The organism is Erythrobacter sp. JB3-1 (assembly GCF_057364995.1).
Map to the genome: position 1 here is coordinate 140,012 of NZ_CP200289.1, position 21,296 is coordinate 161,307.

Annotated in this window: 29 protein-coding genes; 7 read left to right on the forward strand and 22 right to left on the reverse strand. The window is 58.6% G+C overall.

Annotated elements, in window-relative coordinates:
- Positions 1-6: 6 nt before the first annotated feature.
- Positions 7-1,047, reverse strand: coding sequence for a dihydroorotase (gene pyrC / locus AC0V6M_RS00660; protein ID WP_486136941.1), 1,041 nt, complete (start codon positions 1,045-1,047; stop codon positions 7-9).
- A 69-nt stretch (positions 1,048-1,116) separates the two neighbouring features.
- Here pyrC and AC0V6M_RS00665 point away from each other — a divergent pair, with 69 nt between their 5' ends.
- Both AC0V6M_RS00665 and ygfZ read left to right on the forward strand, forming a co-directional pair.
- Entirely contained in the window at positions 1,117-2,034 is a 918-nt protein-coding gene (locus tag AC0V6M_RS00665) for an ATP-grasp domain-containing protein (RefSeq protein ID WP_486136942.1), read from the forward strand.
- Positions 2,031-2,759, forward strand: coding sequence for a CAF17-like 4Fe-4S cluster assembly/insertion protein YgfZ (ygfZ, locus tag AC0V6M_RS00670; protein ID WP_486136943.1), 729 nt, complete (start codon positions 2,031-2,033; stop codon positions 2,757-2,759). Before AC0V6M_RS00665 ends, ygfZ begins: the two co-directional genes overlap by 4 nt.
- A gap of 1 nt (position 2,760) precedes the next feature.
- Here the strand turns inward: ygfZ and AC0V6M_RS00675 are convergent, their stop codons facing one another.
- Positions 2,761-3,351 carry a TetR/AcrR family transcriptional regulator gene (locus tag AC0V6M_RS00675; protein ID WP_486136944.1) on the reverse strand — a complete coding sequence of 197 codons (591 nt, stop codon included), beginning with the start codon at positions 3,349-3,351 and terminating at the stop codon, positions 2,761-2,763.
- A 30-nt stretch (positions 3,352-3,381) separates the two neighbouring features.
- Here AC0V6M_RS00675 and AC0V6M_RS00680 point away from each other — a divergent pair, with 30 nt between their 5' ends.
- Positions 3,382-4,302 carry a metal-dependent hydrolase gene (locus AC0V6M_RS00680; protein ID WP_486136945.1) on the forward strand — a complete coding sequence of 307 codons (921 nt, stop codon included), beginning with the start codon at positions 3,382-3,384 and terminating at the stop codon, positions 4,300-4,302.
- 99 nt (positions 4,303-4,401) lie between these two features.
- On the opposite strand, the gene AC0V6M_RS00685 is transcribed toward AC0V6M_RS00680, so the two are convergent.
- The 3 genes from AC0V6M_RS00685 to rplU all read right to left on the reverse strand — a co-directional run bounded on the left by AC0V6M_RS00685 (position 4,402) and on the right by rplU (position 5,983).
- Positions 4,402-4,923 carry a GNAT family N-acetyltransferase gene (locus AC0V6M_RS00685; RefSeq protein WP_486136946.1) on the reverse strand — a complete coding sequence of 174 codons (522 nt, stop codon included), beginning with the start codon at positions 4,921-4,923 and terminating at the stop codon, positions 4,402-4,404.
- A 247-nt stretch (positions 4,924-5,170) separates the two neighbouring features.
- Positions 5,171-5,440 carry a 50S ribosomal protein L27 gene (gene rpmA, locus AC0V6M_RS00690; RefSeq protein ID WP_472639251.1) on the reverse strand — a complete coding sequence of 90 codons (270 nt, stop codon included), beginning with the start codon at positions 5,438-5,440 and terminating at the stop codon, positions 5,171-5,173.
- A gap of 12 nt (positions 5,441-5,452) precedes the next feature.
- Positions 5,453-5,983 (reverse strand): 50S ribosomal protein L21, encoded by a 531-nt coding sequence (rplU, locus tag AC0V6M_RS00695; RefSeq protein ID WP_486136947.1) that lies wholly within the window; start codon positions 5,981-5,983, stop codon positions 5,453-5,455.
- A gap of 149 nt (positions 5,984-6,132) precedes the next feature.
- Between rplU and AC0V6M_RS00700 the strand changes: the two genes are divergently transcribed.
- Positions 6,133-6,747, forward strand: coding sequence for a hypothetical protein (locus AC0V6M_RS00700; RefSeq protein WP_486136948.1), 615 nt, complete (start codon positions 6,133-6,135; stop codon positions 6,745-6,747).
- Complete coding sequence (locus AC0V6M_RS00705; protein WP_486136949.1) at positions 6,744-7,442, forward strand: Crp/Fnr family transcriptional regulator; 699 nt, start codon at positions 6,744-6,746, stop codon at positions 7,440-7,442. Before AC0V6M_RS00700 ends, AC0V6M_RS00705 begins: the two co-directional genes overlap by 4 nt.
- On the opposite strand, the gene AC0V6M_RS00710 is transcribed toward AC0V6M_RS00705, so the two are convergent.
- From AC0V6M_RS00710 to coxB, 17 genes are all read right to left on the reverse strand, one after another.
- Positions 7,439-7,882: a hypothetical protein gene (locus AC0V6M_RS00710; protein ID WP_486136950.1), complete on the reverse strand. Its 444-nt coding sequence runs from the start codon at positions 7,880-7,882 to the stop codon at positions 7,439-7,441. The two genes, AC0V6M_RS00705 and AC0V6M_RS00710, sit on opposite strands and share 4 nt — an antisense overlap.
- 90 nt (positions 7,883-7,972) lie before the next feature.
- A complete protein-coding gene (locus AC0V6M_RS00715) occupies positions 7,973-8,419 on the reverse strand; it encodes a molybdenum cofactor biosynthesis protein MoaE (protein WP_486136951.1) in 447 nt (148 codons plus the stop codon).
- A 6-nt stretch (positions 8,420-8,425) separates the two neighbouring features.
- Positions 8,426-8,668 carry a MoaD/ThiS family protein gene (locus AC0V6M_RS00720; protein ID WP_486136952.1) on the reverse strand — a complete coding sequence of 81 codons (243 nt, stop codon included), beginning with the start codon at positions 8,666-8,668 and terminating at the stop codon, positions 8,426-8,428.
- Between the two features lie 2 nt (positions 8,669-8,670).
- Positions 8,671-9,726, reverse strand: coding sequence for a GTP 3',8-cyclase MoaA (gene moaA / locus AC0V6M_RS00725; protein ID WP_486136953.1), 1,056 nt, complete (start codon positions 9,724-9,726; stop codon positions 8,671-8,673).
- On the reverse strand, positions 9,719-10,051 hold the full coding sequence (locus AC0V6M_RS00730; protein ID WP_486136954.1) for a Rossmann fold domain-containing protein: 333 nt from the start codon (positions 10,049-10,051) through the stop codon (positions 9,719-9,721). The genes moaA and AC0V6M_RS00730 overlap by 8 nt, the downstream gene beginning before the upstream one ends.
- Complete coding sequence (locus AC0V6M_RS00735) at positions 10,048-10,440, reverse strand: dihydroneopterin aldolase (protein WP_486136955.1); 393 nt, start codon at positions 10,438-10,440, stop codon at positions 10,048-10,050. The genes AC0V6M_RS00730 and AC0V6M_RS00735 overlap by 4 nt, the downstream gene beginning before the upstream one ends.
- On the reverse strand, positions 10,437-10,859 hold the full coding sequence (locus AC0V6M_RS00740) for a SecDF P1 head subdomain-containing protein (protein WP_486136956.1): 423 nt from the start codon (positions 10,857-10,859) through the stop codon (positions 10,437-10,439). Before AC0V6M_RS00740 ends, AC0V6M_RS00735 begins: the two co-directional genes overlap by 4 nt.
- Positions 10,856-11,743, reverse strand: a complete 888-nt coding sequence (locus AC0V6M_RS00745) for an RsmD family RNA methyltransferase (protein ID WP_486136957.1) — start codon at positions 11,741-11,743, stop codon at positions 10,856-10,858. The genes AC0V6M_RS00740 and AC0V6M_RS00745 overlap by 4 nt, the downstream gene beginning before the upstream one ends.
- Positions 11,743-13,140 (reverse strand): threonine synthase, encoded by a 1,398-nt coding sequence (gene thrC, locus AC0V6M_RS00750; protein WP_486139546.1) that lies wholly within the window; start codon positions 13,138-13,140, stop codon positions 11,743-11,745. Before thrC ends, AC0V6M_RS00745 begins: the two co-directional genes overlap by 1 nt.
- A 61-nt stretch (positions 13,141-13,201) precedes the next feature.
- Positions 13,202-13,816, reverse strand: coding sequence for an SURF1 family protein (locus AC0V6M_RS00755; protein WP_486136958.1), 615 nt, complete (start codon positions 13,814-13,816; stop codon positions 13,202-13,204).
- Entirely contained in the window at positions 13,813-14,226 is a 414-nt protein-coding gene (locus AC0V6M_RS00760; RefSeq protein WP_486136959.1) for a DUF983 domain-containing protein, read from the reverse strand. The genes AC0V6M_RS00755 and AC0V6M_RS00760 overlap by 4 nt, the downstream gene beginning before the upstream one ends.
- Entirely contained in the window at positions 14,226-15,110 is an 885-nt protein-coding gene (locus AC0V6M_RS00765) for a cytochrome c oxidase subunit 3 (RefSeq protein WP_486136960.1), read from the reverse strand. Before AC0V6M_RS00765 ends, AC0V6M_RS00760 begins: the two co-directional genes overlap by 1 nt.
- Positions 15,111-15,147: 37 nt before the next feature.
- Complete coding sequence (locus tag AC0V6M_RS00770) at positions 15,148-15,762, reverse strand: cytochrome c oxidase assembly protein (protein WP_486136961.1); 615 nt, start codon at positions 15,760-15,762, stop codon at positions 15,148-15,150.
- On the reverse strand, positions 15,759-15,893 hold the full coding sequence (locus AC0V6M_RS00775) for a hypothetical protein (RefSeq protein WP_472639265.1): 135 nt from the start codon (positions 15,891-15,893) through the stop codon (positions 15,759-15,761). The genes AC0V6M_RS00770 and AC0V6M_RS00775 overlap by 4 nt, the downstream gene beginning before the upstream one ends.
- Complete coding sequence (locus AC0V6M_RS00780; protein WP_486136962.1) at positions 15,890-16,819, reverse strand: heme o synthase; 930 nt, start codon at positions 16,817-16,819, stop codon at positions 15,890-15,892. Before AC0V6M_RS00780 ends, AC0V6M_RS00775 begins: the two co-directional genes overlap by 4 nt.
- A gap of 186 nt (positions 16,820-17,005) precedes the next feature.
- On the reverse strand, positions 17,006-18,724 hold the full coding sequence (ctaD, locus tag AC0V6M_RS00785) for a cytochrome c oxidase subunit I (protein WP_472644693.1): 1,719 nt from the start codon (positions 18,722-18,724) through the stop codon (positions 17,006-17,008).
- A gap of 45 nt (positions 18,725-18,769) precedes the next feature.
- Positions 18,770-19,753, reverse strand: a complete 984-nt coding sequence (gene coxB, locus AC0V6M_RS00790; RefSeq protein ID WP_486136964.1) for a cytochrome c oxidase subunit II — start codon at positions 19,751-19,753, stop codon at positions 18,770-18,772.
- A 210-nt stretch (positions 19,754-19,963) separates the two neighbouring features.
- Here coxB and pyrE point away from each other — a divergent pair, with 210 nt between their 5' ends.
- On the forward strand, positions 19,964-20,545 hold the full coding sequence (gene pyrE / locus AC0V6M_RS00795) for an orotate phosphoribosyltransferase (protein WP_486136966.1): 582 nt from the start codon (positions 19,964-19,966) through the stop codon (positions 20,543-20,545).
- 10 nt (positions 20,546-20,555) lie between these two features.
- Positions 20,556-21,296, forward strand: a complete 741-nt coding sequence (locus AC0V6M_RS00800; RefSeq protein WP_486136967.1) for a pyridoxine 5'-phosphate synthase — start codon at positions 20,556-20,558, stop codon at positions 21,294-21,296.

The following is a 21,296-nucleotide window of genomic DNA, read 5'->3' on the forward strand; positions in this document are numbered from 1 at the left end:
CCAGCCCTACTCGGCGATCCGCCAGTTCAGAGTCTCGCCCGCATGGAAGGGGACAATCTCTTCGCCCGCCATTTCGATTGAGTCTGGAACGATCACAGGCGCGCGGCGCAATGTCGTGATCTCATCGCTAACGGGCAGCTTGTAGAAGCGCGGGCCATTGAGCGAGGCAAAGGCTTCGAAATTCTCCAGCGCACCCTCTTCCTCAAACACCGCAAGATAGCTCTCCAGCGCGAATGGCGCGTTGAAAATGCCCGCGCATCCGCAGGAGCTTTCCTTTGCGCTGCGCAAATGCGGCGCGCTGTCGGTGCCTAGGAAAAACTTAGGCGAGCCTGAGGTTGCGGCCTTGCGCAGAGCCAGCCGATGCGCCTCGCGCTTTGCCACCGGCAGGCAGTAATTGTGCGGCTGCATCCCGCCGACCAGCATGGCATTGCGATTGATATGGAGGTGCTGCGGAGTGATCGTCGCTGCAACCTGATCGCCCTCGGCCAGAACAAAATCCACCGCGTCCGAGGTGGTGATATGCTCAAACACAACGCGCAAGTTTGGAAAGTCGCGCACGATGCTGCGCATGTGACGCTCGATGAATTCGGCCTCGCGGTCGAACACGTCGATATGGCTTTCCGTCACCTCGCCGTGGACACATAGGACGATGTCCGATGCCTCCATCGCCTCCAGCACAGGATAGATCTTTGCCACATCGCTAACCCCGTGGGCAGAATTGGTCGTGGCATTGGCGGGATAGAGCTTCGCGGCGGTGAACACGCCCTCTGCCGCGCCGCGGGCGAGGTCTGCCGGATCGGTGCCGTCGGTGAGATAGCAGGTCATCAGCGGCGTGAAGTCTACGCCCTCCGGCACCGCAGCCAAGATCCGGTCCCGATAGGCCGCGCCACTCGCCGTATCTGTCACCGGCGGGGATAGGTTTGGCATCACAATCGCGCGGCCAAATTGGCGCGCGGTGTAAGGCACGACCTGCTCCATAATCTCGCCATCGCGAAAATGCAGGTGCCAGTCATCCGGGCGGCGAATTGTGATTGTTTGATCGGTCATATTGGCTTTGTGACCTAGCGCCGCATTCAGCCTCTTTCCACCCCGCTTTCGCTCAACTAGGGCCGCGGTATGACACCTTCCACACCCACAATCGCATTCCTGGCGTGCGAGACTACTATGCCAGGTAGCGGAGAGCGCCGGGGCGATGCCTACGAATCCGATCTGATGACCGATGCGTTTTCCAAAGCGCTCGCCGATCATGGGCTGGCATTGCGCATAGTGGATTGGGAAGCGAACCTTGCTGAATTTGACGATGTGTCGCTCGCTCTGCTCGGCTCCAGCTGGAATTATCAGGACAAGCCGCAGGAGTTCATTACCAAGCTCGATGCGCTTGAGGCGCGCGGCATCCAGCTGTGCAATTCGGCAGAGATCGTCCGCTGGAATGCCCGCAAAACCTATTTGCGAGAGCTGGCAGACATGGGCGCGGCAACCATTCCCACCATCTGGCTGGACGATGTGAACGGCAACGACGTCATGGCGGCAATCGACAGCTTCGAACGCGAAAAATTGGTCGTAAAGCGGCAGATCGGCGCGGGCGCAGAAGGACAGATGATATTCGCCCGCGATCACATGCCCGATGAGAATTGGCGTTTCGGCCATAAGGCGATGCTTCAGCCATTCCTGCCAACAATCCAGAGCGAGGGCGAGCTCTCCTTCATCTTCATCCAGGGCGCGTTGAGCCACGCTTTGCGCAAGAATGCGGCTGAGGGTGAATACCGGATCCAGTCGCTCTATGGCGGGACGGAAAGCGACCACATCCCGAGTGATGAAGAAGCCGGTCAGGCTCAGAAAATCATCGCCGCCCTGCCCTTTGACACCCCGCTGTATGCCCGCATTGATATGGTTCGCGGCGAGGACGGGCAGCTCTTGCTTATGGAAGCGGAGATGATCGAACCCTATCTCTACCCTGTGCAAGGGCCGGAGCTGGGTCCGCGTATCGCATCTGCCATTGCAAATCGGCTCGCTGAGAAAGTCCCTGCATCATGACCGCAACCCGCCTTAACAACCGCACGATTGTTCGCCTCGTCCCGACCGAGGAGGCAGAGGACGTAGCGGAGTTTCTGCAAGGCTTGGTGACGAACGATGTGAGCGGCGATCTGCCGGTCTATGCCGCTTTGCTGTCGGCGCAGGGAAAGACCATGTCCGATTTTTTCGTCTGGCCCGGCGAAGGCGGTGCACTGCTGCTCGATTGCGAGGCGGAGGCTGCCGCTGAACTCGCCAAACGCCTCAGCCTCTACCGCCTGCGCCGCAAGATCGACATTGCCCGCGACGAAAGCCGAGCAGTGCATTGGAGCGCCGAGGGTGATGAGGGCACGCCCGACCCGCGCCTGCCGGAACTGGGCCAGCGTTGGTTGGGGCCCGCAGATAGCGAAGAGCCCGCTGACGCTGCCTATCTCGCTCACCGGCTGTCCTGCGGTGTGCCCGAAGGCCGCGCAGAAATGGCCGATATTCTGTGGCTGGAGGCCAACGCCGTCGAATTGCACGGAGTGAGTTTCGAGAAGGGGTGCTACATCGGGCAGGAAAACACCGCCCGCATGAATTGGCGGCAAAAGGTTAACAGGCGGCTGGTAGTGGTGCCACTCGATCAGTCTCAAGAAAAACGCCGCAAGGCCGCCCATGCTGACCTAGGATTCGCCATCGATCACCTGCGCGTGGCGGATTTGAATGCGGACGCTCTGCCCGATTGGCAGCGCGGCGCGCTCAGCGAATAACCTACTGATATTCGGCCAGCGAGGCCTCAAGCATGTCCTGCGCCCGCACGCGCGCGGCATCGCGCGGAAGCCCTAGCGATTTCGCCAAGGCCCCGCCGATCAGCGCATCGCCAAGCGCCAGCAATACCAGGCTGAGCGTATCGCGGTGGACCCGCATATCATTGCATTGATGGTCGGCCTCCTCAGGCGCGATTTCATCGACAAGTTCATGAATTGTCTCAATAATCGGATGCAGCGCGTCTTCGTTGCCCGTTAGCAGCATCCAACTGGTGAGCGCGCCTGCGCCTTCGCGGTCAAACGCGTCAAACGCCAGATCGACAACCTCTCGCGCGGAGCCCAGACCTGCCCGACTCGCGCGCACTGCCTCAATAATCGTCTCACAAACGGTGCGCGCCAGATGCTCCGCCAGTGCTTTTTGAAGGCCAGACGCTGACCCAAAATGGTGCAGTAGATTTGCGTGGGTGCGGCCAATACGTGCGGCAACCGCCTTTAAAGTGACGGATTGTGGCCCTGTTTCAATAAGTAAGCCGCGCGCCGCTTCTAATGCGGAACTACGCGACTCTTCAGGCGTTAAGCGCTTGCGACTTGTCATTAAGGGAAAGCCCTAATAGTTTCTTAAATTATGACCGAACATTCAAAAATTGACCTAGAGCGCGCCGAGCCGCTCGACAAGCCTGCTGAAGACGTCGGCATTGCCCGCTCCAGCGCCACACCGGCAGAGCATGAGCTGATTATCCGCAATGAGCGGTTCGATCGCAAGGCGATGGTGCCGCGCCATTGGCATTCCGGCGATCCGGTGGCGACCGCTTGGTACAATTCGGTTTCCGCCAGCCTACCGCGCGGTGAGGCCTTCTTTATCGACACCCTGCGCCTGTTCCGTGACGAGATCCCGGAGAAACTGGCACGCGAGGTGAAGGCCTTTTCGACGCAGGAAATCAACCATACGCGCGAACATGTCGCCTTCAATCGGCTGGTTTCAGACCACGGCTATAACGTCGAAAGCATCGATCAGGGCATTCAGGCCATGCTTGAGCTGACCGCGGGCCGTCCAAAGGAATTCAACCTAGCGATCACAATCGCGCTGGAGCATTTCGCCGCGATCATCAGCCGCCACCTGCTGCAATATCCAGAATACCTCGAAGGCGCCGATCCGGTGGCCGCAGAGGTTTGGCGCTGGCATGCGACCGAAGAGATTGAGCACAAAGGCCTCGTCTACGATGTTTGGGAGCATGTGACGAAGGACTGGAGCGCTTGGAAGCGCTATAAGACCCGCGCCCTGATTGCGGCTCTCATTACCAAGAAGTATTTCGGCAACCGCATCCGTGATGCGATCGGCCTGCTTGAGCAAGACGGCTACACAAAGCGGCAAGCCAAATGGAAGCTCTATGCCTTCCTGTGGTGGAAGCCCGGCATGATGCGGCGCATGTTCATCGAATGGGTGGCTATCCTGAAGCCCAGTTTCCACCCGTGGGATCACGATGACCGCGAGCTGATCCAGAAATGGGAAAGCCCCTATTCTGACGCGGTAATGCCTGCGGAATAGAATCGGCTAAGGCCTTCAGCCCCATGCCTTCCGAATACAAAACCCCGGCACCTGTAGTGGGCGTCGGGGTTTTGTTTATTCGATTGCGTCGCTTAGCGCTTAAGCGGCCTTGCTGATCACCGAGGGCTCTTCGTCCAGTTCCAGCGCATATTCCGCCACTTTTGCCGCTTCGCCGCGTCCGCACGAATGCCGCGTCGACACTTGGCCGGTGGGCTGAAAGCCGATCTTGCGCAAAACCGCACCCGAGGCTGGATTGTCGAGAAAGTGTGAGGCGACCAACGACTTATGGCCCAAAGAGGCTGCAACTTCGAGCATGGAGCGACCCGCTTCTGTGGCGATACCTTGCCCCCAAAACGGCCGCGCGATCCAATAGCCAAGCTCAACGGTTTGCTCCGGCGTATCGGTATCCATCGCGTCAATCCCGATGCATCCAACAACCACCGCGTCGCGGGCCCGCGTTATCAGGAAGCGCGGATATAGCGGATTGATCGGAAGCTGCGCAAATTCGCGCGCGTCCTTTTCCTGATAGGGCCAGGGAGCGCGCGCCAAATTGCGCACGACACCTTCATCGGCGATGCCGGCAAAGACACCTTGCCAATCCTCTGGCCAGATCGGTCTCAACAGCAATCTTTGGCTGCGATGGAACATGAGGTCTCTCCTCTCAATCCGTCCTGCCCTGCGCCGCCCCATTATGGGCCGCACATGACAGTTTCGTGGCCGCAGAATTCGTATCCTGCGTGTTTGTGAGGGAGAAACGAGAAGAGGGAGATGGCTCCCCCAAACTGGGGTGGCCCTTCTCCTCTACATCGCCGATTGTGTCATCGGCTGGGACCGCCCCGTGGGACGATCCTGTTTTTGAACCGTCCGGTTATTCAGCTGCTTCCGCTAGCATGTCGACAGACACGTATTTGCGGCCGAGTTTACCCTTGTGGAATCGCACAACGCCATTTTCGGTCGCGAACAGGGTGTGATCCTTGCCCATGCCGACATTGGTGCCCGGATAGAACTTCGTACCGCGCTGACGCACGATAATGTTGCCGCCAACCACGTCCTGGCCGCCGTACTTTTTCACGCCAAGGCGGCGACCCGCTGAGTCGCGACCGTTACGGGATGAACCACCTGCTTTTTTATGTGCCATGGTTTGTGTTCCTTACTTCTTGTCAGCTTTAGGCGCGGCTTTCTTAGCCGGTGCCTTTTTCGCAGGAGCTTTTTTCGCGGCTGGCTTCTTGTCGGCTGCGGCCTTTTTTGGCGCCGCTGCTTTCTTGGCCGGAGCCTTCTTCTCGGCTGCTGGCTTCTTCGCAGGAGCCGCTTTCTTTTCAGCCGCTGGCTTAGCGTCTACCTTTGGAGCAGCAGCCTTCTTAGCCGGTGCCTTCTTCGCAGCGCCCGCGCCTACATCAGTGATGCGCAGCAGCGTCATTTGCTGACGATGGCCCGCCTTGCGGCGATAGTTGTGACGGCGACGCTTTTTGAAAACGACGACCTTCTCACTCTTGGCTTGTGCGATGATCTCCGCTGAAACGGTGACCTTCGACGCGTCAGCGATTGTCTCGCCTTCACCCGCTAGCAGGACATCGCCCAGCGTAACAGTGTCGCCGGCTTCACCAGCGAGCTTCTCAACGGCAATCTTGTCTCCGGCGGCAACCCGATATTGCTTGCCGCCCGTGCGCACTACTGCGAACATGGCTTGTTACTCTCGATCTAAAGCTGTGCCTTAACCCATGCGAATACACACACAGACAAGACGCAAAATACCGCGCCGCGATTTTGCAGCGCTGGAAAGAGGCACGCCGTTAAGGGATCGATGCCGCCAAGTCAACGCAAGAACCGGTAATGACAGACTTGTTTTTTGCCGGACTGGCGCTGGCGCAAACCCAAATGCGTGGTAAAACCCGCGCAATGCTGGGATATGACGCGAAATTGATGAGAGTTACTGAGTTGAAAGAACGCGCTCAACTATTTGGGATCGCCGCAATGTTTGCCGCCACTTTGTCCGCCTGTGCAGGCAGCGGAGACAAATATCCCTCGCTCGCGGTGCGCGATGCAGAGCGATTCGCTGGCAGTTTTGAGCCAGTCCCCAGCACAGAGCCTGCTCCAGTTGCGGCCCCTGCCATTATGGCGGGTCTGCCCGCCATCGAAGCGCGGGCCGATGCGGCATATGCAGCGTTTCAATCCGCTTTGCCGTCCGCTGAGAGTTCTGTGAGAGCGGCAAGAGGCGCCTCGCAATCAAGCAACCAATGGTCAGCGGCTCAGGTGGCCTTGGCTGACCTCACCGCCAAACGCAGCACCTCGGCCATTGCGCTAGCGGACATTGACCTGATCTATGCCCAGACCTCCAGCGAATTTACCGTTAACCAGAAAATCGCGGAGCTGCGCGACCGTATCGCTGCGCAAGTGGATGCTCAGGACAGAATTCTAGGCGAACTCAGCAGGCTTGCTTCGCAATGAACCTCGCCTGCGCGTCCTGCCCTGTGAGAGATAGCGCCGCGTGCTCTGTACTAAGTGAAGAAGAACGCGATGCTCTCGCCGCCGCTGGGCGCACGCGGGTGCTCAAACGTGGGGAAATGCTGTTCGCTGCTGGTGATGAAGATATGGCCTGTGCGACGCTCGTCTCGGGCGCGCTCAAAGTGTCCGCCGTCGATAGGGACGGCAATGAACAGATCCTCGCCCTGGTCCATCCATCGGGTTTTATCGGAGAGCTGTTCTCTCCCTTCGCCCATCACGATGTGATCGCCCTGACCGAGAGCAAGCTGTGCACTTTTGCTAAGGTCGATATCAACCGTGCGATTGATGAGTATCCTGCGCTCGCAAAGGCGCTGCTGCGCCGGTCACAGGAGGATCTGCATTCCACCCGCAGCCTGCTGGAGCTGACCGCTCATGCCAGCGCGAAGGCGCGGCTCGCTCGTCTGCTGCATGACTTTGCGCAGGCCGCCAGCCAATCGCCTTGCCATCCAGCGGACCATTTCGAACTGCCGCTGACCCGCGGAGAAATCGCCAATATGCTGGGCCTGACGATTGAAACCGTCAGCCGCAAACTCAGTGAGCTTGAAAAGGACGGCGCCATCCGCCGCACAGGCAAACGCGGGATCGAACTTGTCGACCCCGCGCACCTGCAGGCCCTCTCCGCAAGGAAGGTGGGTTAAACCAGCGCAGCTATGGTCACCGCCGCGAGGCCCCAAAGCACGATGAGAACCGGCAGAATAAGAACTTGAATGGCGGCATCGCGCGGGGCGAGACGGCCTGTGTTCGTCATGATCCCTTCGCGAGCAAACTTGCCCATATCCATCGGCTTGGAAGGGTTATCGGACGAGAGCCGGGTCCAAATCGCGGGCACGCCGAACATGCCAAAGATAAAGACAGTGAAGATAGCCATCGGGATGACCAGTCCCGGTGTGCTGAATGCAGCAAAAGTGATTGCGATGAAGGCCAGATAACAGGCAACGGTCGCCATATGCAGGCTGACGGGCAGCTCAAAACTGCGATCAACCTCAACTTGATGGCGGACCGCTGACCGCTCTTGCTCAGGTCCCTCAACAATGGCCGCTTTACCAGCCTCGAGTTGTTCTTGAATATGTTTGCTCATGGGTATTCTCCTTCCTTGAGAAGGGAATTAGCCCAGCGACTCGCCCGCGACTTTGATCCAGATCAAACTGCGAAATTTTTTACGAAAAAATCAGTCAGACCAGCGCGCGAGATCAGTATAATCGTCCGCGCGCGGCTCAATCCAATGCCATGCGCCGTTTCGCTTCTCGCGCTTCCAAAACCAGGCTGCGCTCTTCAAATGGTCCATCGCAAAATCGACCGCATCAATTGCCCCGCGCCGGTGCTTTGCCGCCGCTGAAACGCAAACAATGGGCTCACCCGGACGCATCGCGCCGACCCGGTGAACCATCAGAATGCCCATTAAATCGAATCGCGCGACCGCCTGCTGCGCGAGCTCTTCCATGCTCGGCAATGTGAGCGGTTCATAATGCGACAGTTCCAGCAGCTCTATATCCGCCTCGCCGCGCACCTCGCCAACGAAGGTGCAAACGCCGCCGAGGCCAGGGTGCGCATTGGTGAATGGCCCAATCAGCGTACCGGGAATGAATGGTGATGTGAGGAGACGGACGTCTTTCACCGCCCTCTACCCGCCAGAAACAGGCGGCAGCAACGCAACCTCATCGCCGTCCTCGGCATTCAGCGTAGTTTTGTCGGCCAGCACTTTTCCCGCGCAGGCAACATTGACCCGCTGCTCGTTCAATTGTTCGGCAACTTGCGGCCCGGCTGCGCTAAGCAGCCCCGCCCAATCGAGCGGTGCAGGCACCTCGCGGCTGTCTTCGCCAGCCAGATCGCGCAAAGGCCCTAAAAACACAATTCGCACCGCCATGCTCAGCCTCCGGTCATCGACATATGGCGGGCCAGATGCGGCTCTGCCCCGCGCGTATCAATCCGAAAGTCATGTTTTTCCGGCTTGATCGCCATTGCTTCGCTCAGCGCAAGTTCAAGATTTGATACCGGGTCATCCGATCTCAGGGCTGCACGCAAGTCGACCCGTTCGCCGCCGCCAAGGCAAGGATAAAGCTGGCCAGTGGCGGTCACGCGCAGGCGATTGCATCCAGCGCAAAAATTGTTGGTAAGCGGGGTGATCAGGCCCAGCCTGCCACCTGTTTCCGCAATATCGACGTAACGCGCAGGCCCGCCGGTGGATTGGCTGTTGTCGGTGAGCGTCCAGCGTCGCTCCAATTCCGCGCGAACATCCGTCAGCGGCAGATAATGGTCGATCCGATCTTCCTCGACATCGCCCAGCGGCATCACCTCGATCAGCGTCACGTCATGGCCCGCGCCATGCGCCCACGCGATGAGATCAGGCAGCTCGCCCTCATTAATGCCTTTCAGCGCAACCGCATTCAACTTAACCTTCAGCCCCGCTTCTTTTGCAGCGGCGATCCCCTCCAACACCTGAGGCAAGGCATCGCGCCGGGTCAGCTCAGCAAAGCGAGCGCGGTCCAAAGTGTCGAGCGAGATATTGACCCTTTTGACCCCAGCTTTCGCCAGCCCCTCCGCATGACGCGTCGGCTGCGTCGCATTGGTCGTAAGGGTCAGCTCTTCCAACCCGCTACCAATCCGCTGTCCCAGTGCGCTGAACAGGTCGATAATATCGCGGCGGACCAACGGCTCGCCGCCCGTGATCCTGAGCTTCGTCACGCCGCGCTCGATAAAGCCGATGCTGAGTTGATAGAGCTCTTCCAGTGTCAGCACTTCGCGGCGAGGCAGAAATTTCATCTGCTCCGGCATGCAATAGGAACAGCGCAGATCGCAGCGATCCGTCACAGACAAGCGCAGATAGGTGATCCGTCGTTGAAATGCGTCGACCAGAGGCGCAGGCGAACCGAGCGTCAAAATGTCGCGTACCCGCGCGCGGTTCGAAGCGGAAATCTCATTCATGCGCCTCAAGGTAGTGCCCCGTGACGCCGGGTGCACCCTCTAAATAGGTGAGCAACGCCTGAGTCGCCGTTTCGCTGCCGCGCGCAACCACATTCACCCGCTGAGGCGCGAATTCGCGGGCCAAATCCCGCGCCAATGCCAAACGCCAATCGGAATGGTCTGGACCGGCGGCTGGCAAAACGATCGCCAATGCGCTCACACCGTCTTCGTTTAAGACTGCGCGAACCGCGCCCAATTGTTCATTCAAGACATAAGCGCTCGCATTCAAAGCGCTATCAGGCAGCTCTGCGATATGCTGAACCGCCTGAATGCCGGAAACGCTCATACCTTGCGGCTTTCCCAAGCGGCGCGTTCCCGGTGTAAGGTGATGCCGATTTTCTCATTCGCCTCGGCAATGGCAAGCTTCACGATTTTCACCGTGACGGCCTGAACGCGCACGTCCTGAACAAACAAGGTCTCGCAAATATGGTCAGCAACCGCCTCGATCAGTTTGAAATGCACGCCTGCGGGCAGGCCTTCACCCGCCGCATGCTTCAAATCCATATAGTTCTTGCTCGCCTCGAGCGGCGTGTCGGCGTCGTAATGATCGGAGACATCATAGCGCGCATTGATGGTGATGCGCAGCGGCTGCGGCTTGCCCGTTTCTTCGGAGTAAATGCCGGTGAGGACATCCGTCTCCAGATCGGCAACTTCCAGGATCAGCGAATCGTTCATTTGTCTTTGGCTTTCGGGAGAGCGCAGCGTCCGCGGGCGGACTGCACAATTTGTTCTGCGTCGGCAATTGTATCGCCGCCGGTGACCTGCATCATACCGCCGGTGATCGGCTGATTGATAACGGGCTTGGAAATCACCTCACCATTAATCAGGAGAGGCGCGTAAAAACCAACGTAACGCGTGGTTACCTCGGCAAGTTTTTGCGCGGCTGCATCAGCAAGGGTGAAATTGACGACATATCGCTGCTCTCGATCGGAAAAATCGATCGCAACATGCTCCACACTATCGGTGCAAAGTTGGATCTCAGCGAGCGACTTGCCCGAATCGAGGTCGGCCACGCTGAATATAAGCGGCGGAGAATCGGTCACCGACATATCCGGTTCGTCGAACAGGAGAAACGCAGCGGCGGGCAGGATCATGGATTGCCCCAACGCGCAAAGATAGCCGTCGGAAGCAAGCGCGGATTGTGGCCCTCTTCCCGCACGGCCAAATCGCCAAATTCGATGGTTCCAGGCAGATCGCACATCGCCTCTTCGAGGAGGCCTGCAATCGCAAGGCTGCTCATCCGCACAGCATAGACCGTCAGGAACAGGAAGCGGCTTTTGTCATCGAGCAGTTTGGCACAGTCATTGATCAGTCCCGGAAGATTCTCCTCCAGACGCCAAGTCTCGCTTTTGGGGCCGCGTCCAAATTTGGGCGGGTCGAGGATGATCCCGTCATAGCGCTTCTCACGGCGAACCTCGCGCGCGGCAAATTTCGCCGCATCATCTACCAGCCAGCGGATGGGCCGCTCTTCCATGCCGGACAGCGCAGCGTTCTCGCGCGCCTGAGCAACGGATTTCTTCGAGGCATCGACATGCGTCACCCGGCCATGCTGGCTGAGAGCGAGACTACCCACACCGGTGTAGCCAAACAGGTTGAGCGTCTCCGCCTCTGTCTGTTCGCCCAGCATGCCGCGCATCCAATCCCACACAGGGGCCATGTCAGGGAAGAACTGCAAATGGCGAAACGGGGTCGGGCGGGCGGTAAAGCGCGCTTCATTCCAACCAAGCGCCCAGCCAACCTCTGGCACTTCGCGGGCGAAACTCCAGCGCCCGCCGCCATCCTCGTCCGATCCCGGCACAAATTCACCGTCCGCATCCCATTCAACCATCCGCGGGCGCCACATGGCCTGCGGTTCTGGCCGAATGAAGGAATGCGGGCCGAACGCCTCAAACTTGCGCCCATCCCCGCTGTCGAGCAGGCGGTAAGCGTCCCACCCGGCGCATTCCATTACCAGCGGATCACGGGCCAGCTGCGCCATCAGTCGGTCGCAGCAGTCTCTGAAACGAAATCGCGCACCGCCTCATAATCGCCGGGCAGTTCAGTGTAATGTTCCTCGCGCGCAAATAGGTCCCCGACGCGCGCGGGCAACGCGGGCCGCATGCCTGTGGCGCGCTCCACCGCATCGCTGAATTTCGCCGGATGGGCTGTCGCCAAGGTGACAATCGGCACTGAGGGATCAAGATCACTTATCCGCGCAGCGTGCAGGCCGATCGCCGTGTGCGGGTCCAGCACTTGCCCAGCATGCTCATACGCCCAGCGCAGCGCCTGCGCCATCTCGTCGCCATCGGTCCGCGCGCTCACGAACAGCCCGCTGGCGCCTTCTTGCTGTGCATTGGTCGGCTGCATCGCGCGTGCGCTCTCAAACCCGCGCATTTGCTCTGCCAAGGCCGCACCATCGCGACCGCCGCAATCGAACAGCAAGCGCTCAAAATTGGAGCTGACCTGAATATCCATCGACGGGGTGGCGGTTGGCGTCACAGTGCCTGCTGAATAATCCCCACTGGTCAGCGCACGGTGAAGAATATCGTTCACATTGGTGGCGACGATCAGCTGCTTGATCGGCAGCCCCATCTTGTGCGCGACATAACCCGCAAACACATCGCCAAAATTGCCGGTCGGCACGCTGTAGGCGGCGGCCCGCCCCGGCGCGCCCAGCTGAAGTCCGGCGGCGAAATAATACACGACCTGAGCCATCAGCCGCGCCCAGTTGATCGAGTTGACCGCGCCGATCTGCATCCGGCTGGTCAGCGCCTCGTCCACGAACATGCGCTTCACCATCGCCTGAGCGTCGTCAAAACTGCCTTCGATGGCGATATTGTGAACATTGGGCGCGCGCACCGTCGTCATCTGGCGGCGCTGCACTTCGCTAACCCGGCCTTTCGGGTGCAGCATGAATATCTCCACGCCTTCGCGCCCAGCAACCGCATCAATCGCGGCCGAACCTGTGTCACCGCTGGTCGCGCCAACAATGGTTAGCCGTTTGCCGGAGCGACCAAGGAAGGTCTCAAACAGCAAGCCAAGCAATTGCAGCGCGACATCTTTGAACGCCAGCGTGGGGCCATGGAACAGCTCAAGCAGCCATTGCTGCTGATCCAGCTGGACCAGGGGCGTCACCGCGTCATGGGCAAAGCGGCCATAGGCTTGCTCGCACAAACCGCGCAGCTCGTCCTCGGTGAGGCTATCGCCTACGAAAGGCATCATCACGCGCGTGGCGAGTTCTGGATAAGACAGCCCGGCCATCGCGGCGATTTCTGCTTCGCTAAAACGCGGCCATTCGGTGGGCAGATACAGCCCGCCATCCTTGGCGAGGCCCGCCAAAGTGACGCCTTCGAAATCGAGCGCGGGTGCGCTGCCTCTGGTCGATACATATTGCATGGTGTTCACGCGGTTAGCGGCGTCAGCGAGCAGTGGCAAGAAAGCCGATCTGTACGCGGGCCTAGCTTTGTTTTCTGCCCCGCCCCGCGATCCGTCCTTTGACCGCAAACCAATAGATTACCAATGCGGTGAGCGCGAAGAAGAACCACTGGCCAGCATAGGCGAGATGATTGTTGGGCAAATCCTTGGGATCGGGCTTTGCGAGCGGTTCCAGCCCCGCGACCGGATCATCCAATTGCAACCTCGCGCCGAACCGGCCGCCGGGCGCAATCCGTCCAGTAATAGCCCCTCCGCCCCACTCTGGCGTGTTGGGGTTACGCGAATATCCGAGCTTCACCTCAGTCGGGCCGAAATCCGTGCTGCAGGTCGCGATATGGGCATAGCCGCTTTGCCCGCGTTGGCTCTTCCCCGAAATAGAGGTCGCCTCGGTCACCTCTGGACAATCGAACGCCGCGACCCGGAACAAAGTGTCCGGGTCATAAGCGCCATCTTCCGCGCCATCAGGGTTAGCAGGAAACGCAATCGGATCGCTAGTCGCAAGCGCCACTTCATAACGCGCGATCAGATCAGCTTTCTCGTCCATCCGGCCCAATTGCCAGAAACCAAGCGCGACCATGGTCGCAGCGGCAGCGATCACGAGAACGGTCGGAATTATGGGAAGATCGCGAAGTTTCATGTTTCCGCATCCTTTCGCTTTCCATCTGCGTCATAGCGCTCTTCATAGACTTCCAAAGCGGGCAGGACCTTCAGCACGCGCAATGTGCCGATCACAACAATCACAGTCAGCGGCGCCCACACGGCAAACTGCAGCAGTAATGGCGGTCGAAAGGCGCTTTCGATCCCAACCGCAATCATGATCAGGACCACCGCGATCACCATAGTGATGAACCCGGCTATACGCCCACCGCGCTCCAGCTCAGCAAAGGGTAAGTCGCATGATGTGCACCGCATGGCGAATTGGGCGGGCGTTTCGAACAGGGTCCGCTCGCTGCACCTTGGGCACAAACCGAAAAGGGCAGCCCGGCGCCAAGTAAATGGTGTGCCGCGCTGCCCCTTTTCATTCGGCAGATTTTTGTCTGATTGCATCAGTGGACCGGTGCGCCCCAACCGCCCCAGATGTAGATGGCGATGAACAGGAACAGCCACACAACATCGACAAAGTGCCAATACCAAGCCGCCGCTTCAAAACCGAAGTGCTGGCGCGAGGTAAAGTGGCCGATGTATGTCCGGTAGAGACACACGCCGAGGAAGATCGTACCGATCAGAACGTGGAACCCGTGGAAGCCGGTCGCCATGTAGAAGGCGGAGCTGTAGGTGTTCTGGCCGAAGTTGAACGGCGCGATTGAGTACTCATAGGCTTGGATCGCGCTGAACAGCACGCCGAGCGCGATGGTGGCCCACAGGCCTTGCTTCAGGCCTTCACGGTCGCCGTGGATCAGCGAGTGGTGCGCCCAAGTCACCGTGGTGCCGGAGCAAAGCAGGATCAGCGTGTTGAGCAGCGGGAGTGAAAAGGCATCGAGCACTTCCATACCCTCTGGCACGAGCGATGCGCCGGAGGCGGAGGTGTCAGTGAGGAAGAGGTTCTCAGTCATCTGCTCCGCAGTGCCCGCCGCGGTGACAACCAGCGGCTCTGGGAACAGCGCGAAGTCGAAGAAGCTCCAGAACCAACCGACAAAGAACATCACCTCAGAGGCGATGAACAGGATCATTCCATAGCGCATGTGCAGCTGAACCACAGGCGTGTGATCGCCGCGCTCCGCCTCAACCACGACATTCTTGAACCACATGAAGAACGTGGCAAGCAGACCCGCAAGGCCTAGGCCCATAACGACCCAGCCTGAATTGCCGAACACATCAGGGTTAAGCCACAGGATCATTCCCGAGGTGAATGCGAGCGCTGACATCGAGCCGATGAATGGCCAAATATCCGGTTCCAGAATGTGATAGTCGTGGTTGACGTTGCCAGCCATGGAAAAAATCCCGTCTTAAAATGCTAGGTTTGTACGTTTACGAGTCTTCGCTCGCTTGGTCTAGTGAACCGCTCGCAGCCGTTTTTACAGGCTCGCTTGCGCGGTGGAAAGTGTAGCTCAAGGTAATCTGCTCAACATCGGCCATAAACTCGTCTTCGAGCATGGCTGGATCGACGTAATAGAGCACAGGCATGTGGACCTCTTCCCCCGGCTGCAAGGTTTGCTGAGTGAAGCAGAAGCACTGAATCTTGTGGAAGTATTTGCCCGCCTGCGACGGCTCTACGTTGAACGTCGCGGTGCCGGTGATCGGCACGCGGCTGTTATTCTTCGCGACATAGATCGCCATGTCGCGCACGCCGATCTGAACCTCATCGGTCGCCTGCGAAGGGCGGAATTCCCATGGGACATCGCGCGCGGTCGAGCCATCGAAACGGATCGACATGGTCCGCGTGCTGGCAAGCGCTGCCGCCTTGTCAGCCTCGGCAAAGGTGGCGACTTGCGTCGTGCCGCCAAATCCGGTCACCCGGCAAAACAGATCATACAGCGGAACCGCCGCATAGCCGAGGCCGAGCATGGCCAGCGCGCCTGCGAAGGCGAAGATCCCAACGCGAACGTTCTCGCGTTCTACCGATGGGTTTGCGGCTGCGCTCATCCAGCCTGTCCTCCAATACGAGCGATCGTAATCGCGTAAAACAGAACAACAAAAAACAGCAGAGTGCCGCCGACGACCCAATTGCGGGCCTTTTGACGGCGCTTGGTTTCGGCTTCTTCGTCGGGGGTCATGCGAACCACCCTAGCCCTGTGAAGCCTTGGTAGGCCGCAACGCGGTCTACCACCAGAGCGCCGAACAGCACGAAGAGATAGAGGATGCTGAACTTAAACAGGCGTTTTTCCGGCACCATGTCATCATTCTCGCTCTTGGTGCGCGTGCCGACTTTCCAAGCATAAGCGAAGAAGATCGCGGAAAGCACAACCGAGGTGACGCCGTAAATCGCATCGGTTCCGCCGATCAACCATGGCGCAATCACGATTGGCGTCAGCACGATGGTGTAAATCAGGATTTGACGGCGAGTCGCCTGCTCGCCGGCAACCACAGGCAGCATCGGAATACCGACCTTGGCGTAGTCAGACTTCATAAAAAGCGCGAGCGCCCAGAAATGCGGCGGCGTCCAGAAGAAGATGATCGCGAACAGCAGCACCGGCATCATGGTGATCTCACCGGTCACCGCGACCCAGCCAATCATCGGCGGGAACGCACCAGCGCCGCCGCCAATAACGATGTTTTGCGGAGTGCGCGGCTTTAGCCACATGGTGTAGATCACGGCATAATAGACGACCGCCACGGCAAGGATTGCCGCCGCCAGCCAGCCAATCGCAACGCCCATCAGGCCGATTGCAACGAGCGATAAGAAAATCCCGAAGTCGCGCGCGTCATCGCGCCGCATCCGGCCGCTTGGCAAAGGACGATTGGCTGTGCGCTTCATCCCAGCATCAATATCGGCTTCCCACCAATGGTTGATAGCCGCTGAGCCGCCAGCCCCCATCGCAATCGCGAGGATGGCGGTGAAGCCAAGCACAGGGTGGATCGTGCCAGGCGCCGCAAAAAGTCCGCAGATGCCGGTGAAGATAACCAGAGTGAGCACGCGCGGTTTCGTCAGCGCGAAGAAATCACGCCAATCAGTCGGCATAGGGCGCGTGGCAGCAGACATGGCCGTAGCCTTGTCCACACCTTTACCCACAGGGCTGTTTGCGCTTGCACTCATATCAAAACCAGATCGCTGTTCGCGGCTCTCTTAATTTTGAAAGAAGCGCACCCTCACGGCGCGCCTCTTTCCATTTCCTTGTTGTTTCAGCAGCGCGCTCAAAAGATCAGCGCGCTGCCAAATAGCCAGCCTTTAGGCGGTCGCTGGCTTGTCTTCGCGCGGCATGTGATCGTGATAATCGTGATGATCCTCAATCACTGGCAGCGTTTCAAACTGGTGGAATGGTGGCGGGCTAGACAGCGTCCATTCGAGCGTTGTTGCGCCTTCACCCCATGGGTTATTGCCAACCTTGCGGCCTGCCGTGAAGGCATAGGCGAGGTTGATGAAGAACAGCAGCATGGACGCCGCCATAATCATGTAGCCCACGGTGGAAACTTGGTTCCAATAGGTGAACGCTTCCACATAGTCGGGATAGCGGCGCGGCATGCCCTGCATCCCCAGGAAGTGCTGCGGGAAGAAGATCACGTTCACGCCGATAAAGAAGCCCCAGAAGTGCAGGTGCGAAAGCAGTTCGGAATGCATCCGGCCGCTCATCTTCGGGAACCAATAGTAAAAGCCAGCAAAGAGCGAGAACACCGCACCCATCGACAGCACGTAGTGGAAGTGAGCAACCACGTAGTAGGTGTCGTGCAGGTTATCATCGATCCCGCCATTGGCGAGCACAACGCCGGTCACACCGCCAACGGTGAACAGGAAGATGAAGCCCATCGCCCAAACCATTGGTGATTTGAACTCCAAGCTACCGCCCCACATGGTGGCGATCCAGCTGAAGATCTTCACGCCGGTTGGCACTGCGATCACCATCGTGGCCGCGGTGAAGTACATCTTCGTGTTTACGTCCAGGCCGACGGTGTACATGTGGTGTGCCCACACGATGAAGCCGACGACGCCGATTGCGACCATGGCGTAGGCCATGCCGAGATAGCCAAACACAGGCTTGCGGCTGAAGGTCGCAACAATCTGAGAGATCATGCCGAAGCCCGGCAGGATCATGATGTAAACCTCTGGGTGACCGAAGAACCAGAACAGGTGCTGGTAGAGAACAGGGTCCCCGCCGCCCGCTGGATCAAAGAAGGTCGTACCAAAATTACGATCGGTCAGCAGCATGGTGATCGCCGCAGCCAGCACTGGAAGCGCGAGCAGCAGCAGGAATGCCGTGACCAGAACCGACCATACGAACAGCGGCATCTTGTGCAGGGTCATACCCGGCGCGCGCATGTTGAAGATGGTGGTGATGAAGTTTGTTGCACCGAGGATCGAGCCTGCGCCCGCTAAGTGCAAGGAGAAGATTGCAAAGTCGACCGCCGGCCCTGGAGAGCCCGTGGTCGAGAGCGGCGCATAGACCGTCCAGCCAACGCCCGCGCCCTGCCCGGTTCCGCCCGGCACAAACAGCGAAAAGACGAGGCTGAGGAAGCCAGCAACCGTGAGCCAGAACGAGATGTTGTTCATCCGCGGGAACGCCATATCCGGCGCACCAATCATCAGCGGCACGAACCAGTTACCAAAACCGCCGATCATCGCTGGCATGACCATAAAGAAAACCATGATCAGACCGTGAGCCGTGATAAACACGTTCCACATGTGCAGGTTCGCATTCTCAGACGGCTCACCGCCCATGAATGCCACTGCATCACCAAGATACTGGATGCCTGGCGCGGCCAGCTCCATCCGCATAACGCCAGAAATGGCGCCACCCACGATCCCTGCGATAATCGCAAAGATCAGGTAGAGCGTGCCGATATCCTTGTGGTTGGTCGACATAAACCAACGCTTGAAAAAGCTTGGCTTGTGATCCGCAGCATGTGCGTGATCATCGGTGTGAATGTCGAAACCTTCAGCGGTGGTTGCCATGGTTCAAATTCTCTCGGACTGTTTAATTCGTTAAATTCTTAAGTCTTACGACGCGGTGTCTTCAGCAGCAGCTTCGGCCGGAGCCTCTGCCACAACATCGCCAGGCACTTCGCCGCCTTTGCTGCGGATCCAAGCCTCAAACTGCTCCATCGGCAGCGCCTCTACCGTGATCGGCATATAAGCGTGACGCGCACCGCACAGCTCAGAACACTGACCATAATACACGCCAGGCTCTTCAATTGTGAGCAGTTTTTCATTGAGGCGACCAGGGACCGCATCCATTTTAAACCACAGCGACGGCACAGCAAAAGCGTGAATCACGTCAGCAGCGGTTGTTTGCACGCGCAGCGGAACGCCGGCGGGCACAACCATACGGTTATCAACGGCTAGCTGGAATGGCTCGCCGCTCTCTTCGGCTTGCTCTTCGGTAAGCATGTTTGAGATGACCTCAAACTCGCCATAATCTGGATAATTATAACCCCAATACCACTGGTATCCGGTCGCCTTGATCGTCACGGCGTTCTCTGGCGGCGTTTCATATTGCCGCGCCAGCAGCGAGATGGAAGGAACTGCGATCACCACCAGAATGATAACCGGAACAATCGTCCAGATCACTTCGATGGCGGTGTTGTGAGTCGTTTTTGATGGGACCGGGTTGGCCGCCTTGCGGTAGCGAACCACCACCCACAGCAGCAGCGCAAGCACGAACAGGCTGATGATCGTGATGACCGGCATAAGGATCACATCGTGCATCCACAGCGCGTATTTGCCGTCGGCGGAATACTGATCCTGGAAGGTCAGGCTCTTCCACGCGTCGTCTTCATACGCCGTCGGCATGCCCTTGCCTTCGGTTGGCGCCATCGGCGTGTAGGCCGCATTGGCATCCACCGCCGGGGCTTCAGCCTCAGCAACTTCGCCGGCATCGGCTTCTTGCGCAAGCGCCATTTGAGGCATCAGTGCAATCGAAAGGGCTGCAAACAAAGCAACCATCGCAAGCGACGCACGGTCGAAAATATGACCCAGTTTCATGTGTCTAGTCTATCCGCTACTAATCCCATGCTGCCCCTAACGCAGCGCTTTTGAACAAAGCCCTGCCAACAGCTTACGCATCGACACTTCTGCCAATGTTGGGTGCCTCTTAGCTGCGCTTGCTCACTGCCTCAAGCGCTTCTAGGGAGAAAATTATGCAAGCCACCATGTTTGGGGCGCAAGTTTGCAAAAAAGGTAGTGTTTTTACGCATGACTGAAGAAGAAGTTCTCGCCGAGTTTCGTGGTTCTGGCGCTTTGCTGGAGGGGCATTTTAAGCTCTCCTCGGGCCGTCATAGCGCGCACTATCTGCAATGCGCCCGAGTCCTTATGAATCCAGAACGCGCTGGCCGTTTGGCCCGTGCGGTGTGCGCAAACATCCCAAGAGAGGTGCGCGCGGCTGTGGATACTGTGGTCTCACCGGCCATGGGCGGCATCATTATCGGTCATGAAGTTGGCCGGTGTATGGAAAAAGATGCACTGTTTCTGGAGCGTCCTGATGGTGAGTTTCATTTCCGTCGGGGATTCGCATTGGAGCCGGGCGCCAAAGTGCTGATGGTGGAAGATGTGGTGACCACTGGTCTTTCCAGCCGCGAGGCAATTGCTGCCGTTGCGCGCGAAGGCGGTGAGGTGGTCGCCGAATGCTCTCTGGTTGACCGCTCTGGCGGAGAGGTGGACCTAGGTGTGCCCTTCTACCCATTGATTGCGATCAATTTCCCCACATATTCCGATGATGAAGTTCCCGCAGAACTTGCCGCTATCGCGGTGACGAAGCCGGGCAGCCGCAAGGAATAGGCATCGACATATGACCGCGAAGCTTAGACTGGGCGTAAATATTGATCACGTCGCCACCATCCGCAATGCGCGCGGCGGCGACCATCCCGATCCTGTGCGCGCGGCGGAAATCGTCGCCAGCGTCGGCGGCGATGGGATCACCGCCCACCTGCGCGAAGATCGCCGTCATATTCGCGATGAAGACTTGGCCCGGATTCAGACAGCGACTGAGCTGCCGCTCAATCTTGAGATGGCCGCGACCCCTGAAATGCTGAAAATTGCGCTGCGGCACAAACCGCACGCGGCCTGCATCGTCCCCGAAAAGCGCGAAGAACGTACCACTGAAGGCGGCCTTGATGCTGCTGGTTTGCACAATACCCTCGCGCCGATTGTTGAGGAATTGAAGGCAGCGGGCATTCGCGTTTCGCTGTTCATTGAAGCAACAGACCGCCAACTGGACGCGTCTTTGCGCCTCGGCGTGCCCGTCGTTGAATTTCACACCGGCGAATATGCCCACGCTTTTCTTGACGGGGACAACGCAAAAATTGAAGCTGAGTTGAAGCGTATTTCCGACATGGCGGCCTTGGCCGCGAAGAACGGGATTGAACCGCATGCGGGCCACGGACTGACCTTTGAGAATGTCCAGCCGATTGCGGCCATTCCGCAAATCGCAGAGCTTAACATCGGGCACTATCTGATTGGCGAAGCGGTGTTCACCGGCCTGGAACCCGCGATCCGGCGTATGCGCGAACTGATGGACGAGGCGCGCTAG